This window comes from Flavobacterium sp. (assembly GCF_023151265.1).
In the GTDB taxonomy this organism is placed as follows: Bacteria; Bacteroidota; Bacteroidia; order Flavobacteriales; family Flavobacteriaceae; genus Flavobacterium.
This window is the reverse complement of record NZ_JAKLJH010000099.1, coordinates 1-10,083: the sequence shown is the minus strand read 5'-3', so window position 1 is coordinate 10,083 and position 10,083 is coordinate 1. Positions and strand designations below refer to the sequence as shown.

Below are 10,083 nucleotides of genomic sequence, written 5' to 3'. Positions count from 1 at the left end.
TCTTGTGAATAATAACAAATTTATAATTTAAACTATAATGATATTGAAAAACTCAAAAAACTTATAAACGATAACGTTTTAGTTGCTTGCAGTTTTTATGTTTTCGATAAATTGGTCAAATAAATAACTAGAATCGTGTGGTCCTGGACTTGCTTCTGGGTGATATTGCACTGAGAAACAGTTTTTTGATTTCATTCGCATTCCAGCTACAGTTCCATCATTCAAATGTTCATGTGTTAATTCGAAATCTGGATGTTTGTCTAATTCTTCTCTCACGATAGCAAAACCGTGATTTTGAGAGGTAATTTCACCTTTTCCTGTAATTACATTTTTAACTGGGTGATTAATTCCACGGTGACCATTGAACATTTTGTAGGTTGAAATTCCGTTTGCCAAACCAATGATTTGATGTCCTAAACAAATTCCGAATAATGGCTTATTTTCGTTTAAAATTTGTTTTGCCACTTCTTGAGCGGTTTCTAAAGGCTCTGGATCACCAGGTCCGTTTGATAAGAAATAACCATCTGGATTGAATGTTTTCAAATCTTCAAAAGAAGCGTTGTATGGGAAAACTTTGATATAACAATCTCTCTTAGCTAAATTTCTAAGAATATTAGTTTTGATTCCCAAATCTAAGGCCGAAATTTTATATTTTGCCGATTCTTCACCAAAGAAATAAGGCTCTTTTGTCGAAACTTTAGAAGCCAATTCCAAACCATTCATATCTGGAACTTGTGCTAATCTTTCTTTTAATTCTTCAATTGGAGTTCCATCTGTACAAATAACCGCATTCATAGCACCATTATCTCTAATATAACTTACTAATGCTCTAGTATCTACATCCGAAATTACGATAAGATTTTGTTTGCTTAAATAATCAAACAAACTTTCGGTAGCATCTTCGCGTGAATAATTAAAGCTGAAGTTTTTACAAACCAATCCTGAAATTTTCACTGAATCTGATTCCACTTCTTTCTCGTTTACACCATAATTTCCAATGTGCGCATTGGTGGTAACCATGATTTGCCCGAAGTAAGAAGGATCTGTAAAAATTTCTTGATAACCTGTTGTTCCCGTATTAAAAGCGACTTCACCAAAAGTAACACCTTCAATTCCGATTGATTTTCCGTGAAAAATAGTGCCGTCTTTAAGAAGTAAAACGGCTTTAGAACGATTGTTGTATTTCATTGCGTTGTGTTGTTGTGGGTGCAAATTTAGTTATAAAAGTTGTTTTTTTCAACTGTTTGATTCGTAAAACCAAAAAAAAAGGATAAACTTAAAAAAGTCTATCCTTATTATTTTTACATGAATGGTTTCATGATTATTCTGTAGCTTCAGTATTTTCAGAAGTTTCAGCTGCTGGAGCTTCAGGAGTACCTTCAGCTTTTTTAGCTTTTCCACGACGAGTCGTTTTCTTAACTTCTTTTTTACCACCATTGTACAATGTGTTGAAATCTACTAACTCAATCATTGCCATATCAGCGTTATCTCCTAAACGGTTTCCTAACTTGATGATACGAGTGTATCCTCCTGGACGGTCACCTACTTTAGCAGCAACTTCTCTGAAAAGTTCTGTAACTGCATATTTGTTTCTTAAGTAAGAAAAACAAATACGACGGTTGTGAGTAGTATCTTCTTTTGATTTTGTAACTAATGGTTCAACAAATTGTTTTAAAGCTTTCGCTTTAGCAACAGTAGTGTTGATACGTTTATGTTCGATTAAAGAACAAGCCATGTTAGCTAACATTGCAGCTCTATGTCCTTTTTGTCTACTTAAATGATTGAATTTTTTTCCGTGTCTCATGACGTCTTTTGTTTATCTTCATCTTGCATCAATCCTTTATAGGAGCGCAAAATATGAAGCAATTATTCTTTATCTAACTTGTATTTAGCTAAATCCATACCGAAAGTAAGGTTTTTATTTGCCACTAACTCATCTAATTCAGTTAATGATTTTTTACCAAAATTACGGAACTTCATTAAGTCGTTCTTGTTGAAAGAAACTAAATCACCTAATGTATCAACTTCAGCCGCTTTTAAACAATTTAATGCTCTAACAGATAAGTCCATATCAACTAATTTAGTTTTCAATAACTGTCTCATGTGAAGAGATTCTTCGTCATAAGACTCAGTTTGAGCAATTTCATCTGCCTCAAGAGTAATTCTTTCATCAGAGAACAACATAAAGTGGTGGATTAACGTCTTAGCTGCCTCAGTTAATGCATCTTTAGGATGGATAGAACCATCTGTAATGATTTCAAAAACTAATTTTTCGTAATCTGTTTTTTGTTCCACACGGAAATTCTCAATAGAATATTTTACGTTCTTTACTGGTGTGTAAATAGAATCCGTAAAAATAGTTCCTATTGGAGCGTTTGATTTTTTGTTCTCTTCAGCTGGAACATATCCTCTACCTTTTTCGATAGAAAGTTCCATGTTGATAGATGTTTTGCTGTCTAAATTACAGATAACTAAATCTGGATTTAAAACTTGAAAACCAGAGATGAATTTTTGAAAATCACCTGCAGTAATTTTATCTTTTCCAGAAAGAGCGATAGAAACAGATTCGTTATCGATATCTTCAATTTGACGTTTGAAACGTACTTGTTTAAGATTTAAGATAATTTCTGTTACATCTTCAACCACACCAGAGATGGTAGAGAACTCATGTTCTACACCTTCAATTCTTACTGATGTAATTGCATATCCTTCAAGAGAAGAAAGCAAAACTCTTCTAAGTGCATTACCAACAGTCAATCCGTAACCAGGTTCCAAAGGTCTAAATTCAAATTTACCTTCGAAATCCGTAGAATCGATCATGATAACTTTATCGGGCTTTTGAAAATTAAATATTGCCATACTTTCGACTAAAGTCAATTATTATTTGTTATACAACTCAACGATTAGTTGTTCTTTAATATTTTCTGGAATCTGAAGTCTTTGAGGTACAGAAACAAAAGTACCTTCTTTAGTATCATTATTCCATGTAATCCACTCATAAACTTGAGAAGAACTTGCTAAAGAACGCTCGATAGCTTCAAGAGATTTTGATTTTTCACGTACAGCAACTTTATCACCAGCTTTTAAGTGGTAAGAAGGTACATTAACAAGTTCACCGTTAACAGTGATATGTCTGTGAGATACAATTTGACGAGCTGCTCTACGAGAAGGAGCTACACCCATTCTGTAAACTACGTTATCTAAACGAGCTTCACATAATTGTAATAAGATTTCACCTGTTACTCCAGAAGCAGCAGATGCTTTTTTGAATAAGTTTCTGAATTGTTTTTCTAAAATACCGTAAGTATATTTAGCTTTTTGCTTTTCCATTAACTGAACAGCATATTCAGATTTTTTACCTCTCTTTTTAGCTAAACCATGTTGCCCTGGAGGGTAATTTCTTTTTTCGAAGGCTTTATCATCTCCGAAGATTGCTTCGCCAAATTTACGAGCAATTTTTGTTTTTGGACCAGTATATCTTGCCATTTTAAAAAATTAAAAAAGGTAGGAATTATGAATTCAGGTCTATATCCTTCGATAATTTTAAACCTACCCGTGTTATACTTAAATTATACTCTTCTTCTTTTCGGAGGACGACATCCGTTGTGAGGCATTGGAGTTACATCAATGATTTCTGTAACTTCTACACCTGAATTATGGATTGATCTAATAGCAGATTCTCTACCATTTCCTGGACCTTTCACATAAACTTTCACTTTTTTAAGTCCAGCTTCAAGAGCTACTTTACTACAATCTTCTGCTGCCATTTGAGCTGCATAAGGAGTATTCTTTTTAGAACCTCTAAAGCCCATTTTACCAGCTGAAGACCAAGAAATAACTTCACCTTTCTTGTTTGTTAACGAGATGATGATGTTGTTAAAAGTAGCATTAATATGTGCTTCTCCCGAAGATTCAACGATAACTTTACGTTTTTTTGCTGTTGCTTTAGCCATATTATTACTTATTATTTAGTTGCTTTTTTCTTGTTAGCAACAGTTTTTCTCTTACCTTTTCTAGTTCTAGAGTTGTTTTTAGTTCTTTGACCTCTTAATGGAAGTCCAGCTCTGTGACGAATTCCTCTTTGACATCCGATATCCATTAAACGTTTGATGTTTAATTGAACTTCTGAACGCAATTCTCCTTCAATTTTGAAATAAGATACCGCTTCACGAATTGCTCCGATCTCGTCATCATTCCAATCTTGAACTTTCTTGTCTTCGCTCACTTGAGCTTTAGCTAAAATATCTTTAGCTCTGCTTCTACCAATACCAAATATGTATGTTAAAGCAATGATTCCTCTTTTTTGTTTAGGTATATCTACCCCTGCAATTCTTGCCATAATTATCCTTGTCTTTGTTTAAATCTAGGATTCTTTTTGTTAATAACGTATAATCTTCCTTTTCTACGTACAATAATGCACTCGGCACTTCTCTTTTTAACTGATGCTCTTACTTTCATTTTAATAGCTTTAGTATCTATAAGTAATTCTTGCTTTAGACAAATCATAAGGGCTCATTTCAAGTTTAACCTTGTCGCCTGGTAACAATTTAATGTAATGCATACGCATTTTCCCAGAGATATGAGCAATTACAATGTGTCCGTTTTCTAACTCTACACGAAACATAGCATTTGATAATGCTTCAATAATTGTTCCGTCTTGTTCTATTGCTGATTGTTTTGCCATAAAAAATTAAGCTACTGCTTTTCTATTTTTACCACTTTTCATCAAACCATCATAGTGTTTATTCAATAAATAAGAATTTATTTGCTGAATAGTATCTATTGCAACTCCAACCATAATTAATAAAGAAGTACCACCATAAAAATACCCCCAAGCACCTTGAACTCCAAGTAAACTTACTGCAACAGCTGGGAACACAGCTACTAAAGCAAGAAATAATGATCCTGGAAAAGTGATTAATGACATAATTTTATCTAGGTAATCTCCGGTTTCAACACCTGGCTTAACACCTGGTATAAAACCCCCGCTTCTTTTTAAATCATCTGCCATCTTGTTAGTTGGTACAGTAATTGCGGTGTAAAAGTACGTAAAAATTACGATTAACAAAGCAAAAACTATATTATATACTAAACCGAATGGATCGTTGAACATTCCTGCAATAGAAAGTGCAGTATCTGATTCTTTAGCCAAACCAGAAACAGCAGCAGGAATAAACATAATAGCTTGCGCAAAAATGATCGGCATAACACCTGATGCATTTAGTTTTAATGGGATAAACTGTCTGTTACCACCCATCATGTCTTCTTCAAAATCCCCAGAAACTGTACGTCTTGCATACTGTACTGGAATTTTTCTTACAGCCATTACTAATAAAATACATGCAATTATTACTAAGAACCAAAGAATTAATTCGATTACAATCATCATAATACCTCCGTTTGCTTGAGAAGTTCTAGATGAAAACTCTTGAATAAATGCTTGTGGCATTCTTGCAATAATACCTACCATTATCAATAAAGAGATACCATTACCAATACCTTTATCAGTAATTTTTTCTCCTAACCACATTGCAAAAATAGTTCCAGTAACTAAAATTAGTACTGAAGAGAAGATGAAGGTTGGTCCAGTTAACATAAATGCTTCACCTGGTAAAGTTCTGTACAAGTTATAGATATAACCAGGACCTTGAACTAAAGTAATTAAGATTGTTAACCATCTTGTAATTTGGTTAATTTTCTTTCTACCACTTTCACCGTCTTTTTGTAATTTTTGTAAATATGGCACCGCAATTCCCATTAATTGAACTACGATAGAAGCTGATATGTATGGCATGATACCCAATGCAAATACAGAAGCTTGCGAAAACGCACCTCCTGTAAATACATTAATTAACCATCCGATACCTTCATCAGTTTGGTTTGTAAGATTTGTCAATTTAGTAGCATCAATCCCCGGAAGGGTAACTTGCGCACCAAAACGGTACACTAATAATAATCCAAGAGTTAATAAAATACGATTTTTTAACTCTTCGATTTTCCAAACGTTGATGAATGAATCTATAAATTTCTTCATTTTACTAAAGGATTATAAAGTTACAGCTTCTCCACCAGCAGCCTCGATAGCCGCTTTTGCAGATGCAGTAAATTTGTGAGCACTTACTTTAAGTTTTGTTTTTAGCTCACCTCTTCCTAAAATCTTTACTAAGCTATTTTTTGTAGCTAAACGAGTATCTACAAATACAGTAAAATCTACTGTATCAGTTACTACACCGTTATCTACTAATAATTGTAACGAATCAAGATTAATACCTTGATATTCTACTCTATTGATGTTCTTGAAACCAAACTTAGGAACACGTCTTTGAAGTGGCATTTGACCACCTTCAAAACCAATTTTCTTAGAGTATCCAGAACGAGACTTAGCTCCTTTGTGTCCACGTGCAGCGGTACCACCTTTACCAGAACCTTCTCCTCTACCTACTCTTTTATTTTGGTTGTGAACTGAACCTTCAGCTGGTTGTAAGTTACTTAAATTCATAACTGTATAGTGTTATTTAGTTTCTTCAACAGAAACTAAGTGTTTAACTTTATTTACCATTCCAAGGATAGCAGGATTTGCATCATGCTCAACAACTTGTCCCATTTTACGAAGACCTAAAGCTTCCAAAGTTCTCTTTTGATCAAGAGGACAATTGATTTTACTTCTTACTTGTTTTACTATTAATTTTGCCATGATTTCCTGTTGATTAACCTTTGAATACTTTTTCTAAAGATACTCCTCTTTGTTTAGCTACCGTTAAAGCGCTTCTCATTTGTAATAAAGCATCAAAAGTTGCTTTTACTACGTTATGAGGGTTTGAAGAACCTTGTGATTTAGATAATACATCGTGAACACCTACAGATTCTAATACCGCACGAACAGCACCACCAGCAATAACTCCAGTACCGTGTGAAGCTGGCATTAAAAATACTCTAGCACCACCAAATTTACCTTTTTGCTCATGAGGAACAGATTGTCCTTGTAAAGGAATTCTAACTAAGTTTTTCTTAGCATCTTCCACCGCTTTAGCGATTGCTTCAGAAACATCTTTAGATTTTCCTAATCCATGACCAACTACACCGTTTTCATCACCAACTACTACGATAGCAGAGAAACCAAATGCTCTACCTCCTTTAGTAACTTTAGTAACACGATTTACACTCACCAAACGGTCTTTTAATTCAAGACCTCCTGGTTTTACAATCTCTACGTTTTTATAATTATGATACATAATTTCTTAGAATTTAAGTCCAGCTTCTCTAGCTCCTTCAGCTAATGATTTCACACGTCCATGGTATAAATACCCACCTCTATCAAAAGAGATTGTTGAAATACCTGCTTTAAGTGCTTTTTCAGCAACTAATTTACCAACTGCTTTTGCAGTTTCAACAGCAGTTCCTTGAGCTACTTCTTTATCTCTCGATGAAGCAGCAACTAAAGTTGTACCGTTTACGTCGTCTATGATTTGCGCATAGATTTCTTTATTACTTCTGAATACAGAAAGTCTTGGTTGAGCAGCAGTTCCGCTTACAATCTTTCTGATTCTGAACTTAATTCTTTGTCTTCTTTCAGATTTCGTTAATGACATAGTCTTAATTTTTAAGCTGATTTACCTGCTTTTCTTCTTAGTTCTTCTCCTACAAACTTAACTCCTTTTCCTTTATATGGTTCAGGTTTGCGGAAACCTCTGATCTTCGCAGCTACTTGACCTAATAATTGTTTGTCGAATGATGATAATTTTACTATCGGATTTTTACCTTTTTCTGAAATTGTTTCAACAACAACTTCACTTACAACATCTAAAACGATGTTATGAGAGAATCCTAAAGCTAAATCAAGTTTTTGACCTTGATTAGAAGCTCTGTATCCTACTCCAACTAATTCTAATTGTTTTGTAAAGCCTTCAGAAACACCAACAATCATATTGTTGATTAATGCACGATAAAGTCCGTGTTTCGCTCTCTCATCTTTGTGATCTGATGAACGTTCAACGATAACTTGGTTATCTTCGATTTTAACGGTTACATCAGAAAATTCTTGAGTAAGCTCGCCTAATTTTCCTTTTACTGTAATTACAGCATCTTTAACTTCTACAGTTACTCCAGCTGGAATTGCAATTGGATTTTTACCTATTCTTGACATTGTCTCGTCTTTTTATTAATATACGTAACAAACAACTTCGCCACCAACATTTAATTGCTTAGCTTGTTTTCCTGTCATCAATCCTTTTGATGTAGAAACAATAGCAATACCTAAACCATTTAAGATTCTTGGCAAGTCTGATGAACCAGCATATTTACGTAAACCTGGTTTACTAATTCTTTGGATATCTTTGATAACTGACTCTTTCGTGTCTTTATCATATTTAAGTGCAATTTTGATTGTACCTTGAACAGTAGAATCATCAAATTTGTAACTTAAGATATATCCTTGATCGAATAAAATCTTTGTGATCTCTTTCTTCATATTAGAAGCAGGAATTTCAACCACTTTATGGTTGGCTCTTACTGCATTTCTAACACGCGTTAGATAATCGGCAATTGGATCTGTATACATATGTATAGATTTGCGGTTATGGTTTTCAATCCGCCCTCAGCGGATTGAACCTTTAACCAATTAAACTTATTTTTTGGATTGCAAAAGTAATAACTTTTTTTGGAATTACCAAGATGCTTTTTTAACACCTGGAATTAATCCTTGATTTGCCATTTCACGGAATGTTACACGAGAAATACCAAACTGACGCATATACCCTCTTGGTCTACCTGTTAATTTACAACGATTATGTACTCTAACTGGACAAGAATTTTTTGGTAATTTTTGTAAACCTTCGAAATCTCCAGCTTCTTTTAAAGCTTTTCTTTTCTCAGCATACTTTTCTACTAATGCAATTCTTTTCACCTCACGGGCTTTCATTGATTCTTTAGCCATGTCTTAATTCTTTTTAAAAGGTAATCCTAATTCCACTAATAATGCTTTTGCTTCTTTGTCTGTTTCAGCAGAAGTTACAAAAGTAATATCAAAACCAGCAATTTTATTTACTTTATCAATATCAATTTCTGGGAAAATGATTTGTTCTAACACTCCTAAATTGTAGTTTCCTCTACCATCAAATCCAGTTGATTTGATTCCGCTGAAGTCTCTTACACGTGGTAAAGATGAAGTAATCAATCTATCTAAGAATTCATACATTCTTTCTCCACGTAACGTTACTTTAGCACCAATTGGCATACCTTTTCTTAATTTGAAAGACGCAACGTCTTTTTTAGAAATAGTAGCAACTGCTTTTTGCCCAGTAATTTTTGTTAATTCTTCAACAGCGTAATCTACTAATTTTTTATCAGATACAGCTGCACCAACTCCACGGCTTACAACAATTTTTTCAAGTTTAGGAACTTGCATTACATTTTTGTAACCGAACTCTTCTGTAAGAGCAGCAATAACTCTACTCTTATATTCTTCTTTTAGTCTAGGAATATATGCCATAACTATAGTACTTGATTAGATTTTTTTGAAAATCTCACTTTCTTGTCTCCTTCTTGTTTGAAACCAACTTTAGTCACTTCTTTTGACTTTGGGTCAATTAAAGACAAGTTAGACACATGAATAGGAGCTTCTTTCTTAACGATTCCTCCTTGAGGGTTTTTAGCACTTGGTTTTGTATGTTTCGAAACCATGTTAACTCCTTCAACAACCGCTTTGTTTTTCTCACGAAGAACTCTAAGAACTTTACCTTCAGAACCTTTGTGGTCTCCAGCAATAACTCTTACGATATCTCCTGATTTAATTTTTAGCTTTATCATTTGTATAAGAATTAAAGCACTTCAGGTGCTAATGATACAATTTTCATGAATTGTTTTTCACGAAGTTCTCTGGCAACCGGACCAAAAACACGAGTTCCCCTCATTTCTCCTGCAGCGTTTAACAATACACATGCGTTATCGTCAAAACGGATGTAAGATCCATCAGCTCTTCTCACTTCTTTTTTGGTACGTACAACTACTGCAGTTGATACCGCTCCTTTTTTAACGTTTCCGTTTGGAGTTGCATCTTTAATTGAAACTACAATTTTGTCACCAACA

19 protein-coding genes are annotated in these 10,083 nt (G+C 34.0%); all 19 read right to left on the bottom strand.

Annotation, left to right across the window (positions count from 1 at the left end):
- Positions 1 to 78 precede the first annotated feature (78 nt).
- The gene (carA, locus tag L6Q46_RS09965; RefSeq protein ID WP_291284172.1) at positions 79 to 1,188 is read right to left on the bottom strand and encodes a glutamine-hydrolyzing carbamoyl-phosphate synthase small subunit; all 1,110 of its coding nucleotides are present in this window, start codon (positions 1,186 to 1,188) and stop codon (positions 79 to 81) included.
- A 133-nt stretch (positions 1,189 to 1,321) separates the two neighbouring features.
- Entirely contained in the window at positions 1,322 to 1,804 is a 483-nt protein-coding gene (gene rplQ, locus L6Q46_RS09960) for a 50S ribosomal protein L17 (RefSeq protein WP_026725622.1), read from the bottom strand.
- A 62-nt stretch (positions 1,805 to 1,866) separates the two neighbouring features.
- Complete coding sequence (locus L6Q46_RS09955; RefSeq protein ID WP_111566948.1) at positions 1,867 to 2,859, bottom strand: DNA-directed RNA polymerase subunit alpha; 993 nt, start codon at positions 2,857 to 2,859, stop codon at positions 1,867 to 1,869.
- Positions 2,860 to 2,880: 21 nt separating this feature from the next.
- Entirely contained in the window at positions 2,881 to 3,486 is a 606-nt protein-coding gene (rpsD, locus tag L6Q46_RS09950; RefSeq protein ID WP_111566949.1) for a 30S ribosomal protein S4, read from the bottom strand.
- Positions 3,487 to 3,569: 83 nt separating this feature from the next.
- Positions 3,570 to 3,953, bottom strand: a complete 384-nt coding sequence (gene rpsK, locus L6Q46_RS09945) for a 30S ribosomal protein S11 (protein ID WP_008254446.1) — start codon at positions 3,951 to 3,953, stop codon at positions 3,570 to 3,572.
- Positions 3,954 to 3,964: 11 nt separating this feature from the next.
- Complete coding sequence (gene rpsM, locus L6Q46_RS09940; protein ID WP_026725625.1) at positions 3,965 to 4,339, bottom strand: 30S ribosomal protein S13; 375 nt, start codon at positions 4,337 to 4,339, stop codon at positions 3,965 to 3,967.
- A gap of 2 nt (positions 4,340 to 4,341) precedes the next feature.
- Positions 4,342 to 4,458: a type B 50S ribosomal protein L36 gene (gene ykgO, locus L6Q46_RS09935; RefSeq protein ID WP_002987490.1), complete on the bottom strand. Its 117-nt coding sequence runs from the start codon at positions 4,456 to 4,458 to the stop codon at positions 4,342 to 4,344.
- A 10-nt stretch (positions 4,459 to 4,468) separates the two neighbouring features.
- Positions 4,469 to 4,684: a translation initiation factor IF-1 gene (gene infA, locus L6Q46_RS09930; protein WP_008254466.1), complete on the bottom strand. Its 216-nt coding sequence runs from the start codon at positions 4,682 to 4,684 to the stop codon at positions 4,469 to 4,471.
- A 6-nt stretch (positions 4,685 to 4,690) separates the two neighbouring features.
- Positions 4,691 to 6,034 carry a preprotein translocase subunit SecY gene (gene secY / locus L6Q46_RS09925; protein ID WP_133609616.1) on the bottom strand — a complete coding sequence of 448 codons (1,344 nt, stop codon included), beginning with the start codon at positions 6,032 to 6,034 and terminating at the stop codon, positions 4,691 to 4,693.
- Between the two features lie 12 nt (positions 6,035 to 6,046).
- Positions 6,047 to 6,499 carry a 50S ribosomal protein L15 gene (gene rplO / locus L6Q46_RS09920; protein ID WP_026725628.1) on the bottom strand — a complete coding sequence of 151 codons (453 nt, stop codon included), beginning with the start codon at positions 6,497 to 6,499 and terminating at the stop codon, positions 6,047 to 6,049.
- 12 nt (positions 6,500 to 6,511) lie between these two features.
- Positions 6,512 to 6,694 carry a 50S ribosomal protein L30 gene (gene rpmD / locus L6Q46_RS09915; RefSeq protein WP_026725629.1) on the bottom strand — a complete coding sequence of 61 codons (183 nt, stop codon included), beginning with the start codon at positions 6,692 to 6,694 and terminating at the stop codon, positions 6,512 to 6,514.
- A 13-nt stretch (positions 6,695 to 6,707) separates the two neighbouring features.
- Positions 6,708 to 7,232 carry a 30S ribosomal protein S5 gene (gene rpsE, locus L6Q46_RS09910; protein ID WP_133609610.1) on the bottom strand — a complete coding sequence of 175 codons (525 nt, stop codon included), beginning with the start codon at positions 7,230 to 7,232 and terminating at the stop codon, positions 6,708 to 6,710.
- 6 nt (positions 7,233 to 7,238) lie between these two features.
- A complete protein-coding gene (gene rplR, locus L6Q46_RS09905) occupies positions 7,239 to 7,589 on the bottom strand; it encodes a 50S ribosomal protein L18 (protein WP_026725631.1) in 351 nt (116 codons plus the stop codon).
- Between the two features lie 11 nt (positions 7,590 to 7,600).
- Positions 7,601 to 8,143, bottom strand: a complete 543-nt coding sequence (rplF, locus tag L6Q46_RS09900) for a 50S ribosomal protein L6 (protein ID WP_291284171.1) — start codon at positions 8,141 to 8,143, stop codon at positions 7,601 to 7,603.
- Between the two features lie 15 nt (positions 8,144 to 8,158).
- A complete protein-coding gene (gene rpsH / locus L6Q46_RS09895; protein WP_291284170.1) occupies positions 8,159 to 8,557 on the bottom strand; it encodes a 30S ribosomal protein S8 in 399 nt (132 codons plus the stop codon).
- 105 nt (positions 8,558 to 8,662) lie between these two features.
- The gene (gene rpsN, locus L6Q46_RS09890; RefSeq protein ID WP_014387709.1) at positions 8,663 to 8,932 is read right to left on the bottom strand and encodes a 30S ribosomal protein S14; all 270 of its coding nucleotides are present in this window, start codon (positions 8,930 to 8,932) and stop codon (positions 8,663 to 8,665) included.
- 3 nt (positions 8,933 to 8,935) lie between these two features.
- A complete protein-coding gene (rplE, locus tag L6Q46_RS09885) occupies positions 8,936 to 9,487 on the bottom strand; it encodes a 50S ribosomal protein L5 (protein WP_291284169.1) in 552 nt (183 codons plus the stop codon).
- A gap of 2 nt (positions 9,488 to 9,489) precedes the next feature.
- Positions 9,490 to 9,804, bottom strand: a complete 315-nt coding sequence (rplX, locus tag L6Q46_RS09880) for a 50S ribosomal protein L24 (RefSeq protein ID WP_026725635.1) — start codon at positions 9,802 to 9,804, stop codon at positions 9,490 to 9,492.
- Positions 9,805 to 9,815: 11 nt separating this feature from the next.
- A partial coding sequence (gene rplN, locus L6Q46_RS09875) for a 50S ribosomal protein L14 (RefSeq protein WP_291284168.1) occupies positions 9,816 to 10,083 on the bottom strand: 268 nt, incomplete at its 5' end.

Bases quoted from the DNA above. Each gene is read 5' to 3' on its own strand.
- rpsK (WP_008254446.1), bottom strand. From the start codon at position 3,953: ATGGCTAAAGCAACAGCAAAAAAACGTAAAGTTATCGTTGAATCTTCG.
- rpsE (WP_133609610.1), bottom strand. From the start codon at position 7,232: ATGTATCATAATTATAAAAACGTAGAGATTGTAAAACCAGGAGGTCTT.
- rplX (WP_026725635.1), bottom strand. From the start codon at position 9,804: ATGATAAAGCTAAAAATTAAATCAGGAGATATCGTAAGAGTTATTGCT.
- rpsH (WP_291284170.1), bottom strand. From the start codon at position 8,557: ATGTATACAGATCCAATTGCCGATTATCTAACGCGTGTTAGAAATGCA.
- carA (WP_291284172.1), bottom strand. From the start codon at position 1,188: ATGAAATACAACAATCGTTCTAAAGCCGTTTTACTTCTTAAAGACGGC.
- ykgO (WP_002987490.1), bottom strand. From the start codon at position 4,458: ATGAAAGTAAGAGCATCAGTTAAAAAGAGAAGTGCCGAGTGCATTATT.
- rpmD (WP_026725629.1), bottom strand. From the start codon at position 6,694: ATGGCAAAATTAATAGTAAAACAAGTAAGAAGTAAAATCAATTGTCCT.
- L6Q46_RS09955 (WP_111566948.1), bottom strand. From the start codon at position 2,859: ATGGCAATATTTAATTTTCAAAAGCCCGATAAAGTTATCATGATCGAT.
- rplF (WP_291284171.1), bottom strand. From the start codon at position 8,143: ATGTCAAGAATAGGTAAAAATCCAATTGCAATTCCAGCTGGAGTAACT.
- rpsM (WP_026725625.1), bottom strand. From the start codon at position 4,339: ATGGCAAGAATTGCAGGGGTAGATATACCTAAACAAAAAAGAGGAATC.
- rplR (WP_026725631.1), bottom strand. From the start codon at position 7,589: ATGTCATTAACGAAATCTGAAAGAAGACAAAGAATTAAGTTCAGAATC.
- rplE (WP_291284169.1), bottom strand. From the start codon at position 9,487: ATGGCATATATTCCTAGACTAAAAGAAGAATATAAGAGTAGAGTTATT.
- rpsD (WP_111566949.1), bottom strand. From the start codon at position 3,486: ATGGCAAGATATACTGGTCCAAAAACAAAAATTGCTCGTAAATTTGGC.
- rplO (WP_026725628.1), bottom strand. From the start codon at position 6,499: ATGAATTTAAGTAACTTACAACCAGCTGAAGGTTCAGTTCACAACCAA.
- infA (WP_008254466.1), bottom strand. From the start codon at position 4,684: ATGGCAAAACAATCAGCAATAGAACAAGACGGAACAATTATTGAAGCA.
- rplQ (WP_026725622.1), bottom strand. From the start codon at position 1,804: ATGAGACACGGAAAAAAATTCAATCATTTAAGTAGACAAAAAGGACAT.
- rpsN (WP_014387709.1), bottom strand. From the start codon at position 8,932: ATGGCTAAAGAATCAATGAAAGCCCGTGAGGTGAAAAGAATTGCATTA.
- secY (WP_133609616.1), bottom strand. From the start codon at position 6,034: ATGAAGAAATTTATAGATTCATTCATCAACGTTTGGAAAATCGAAGAG.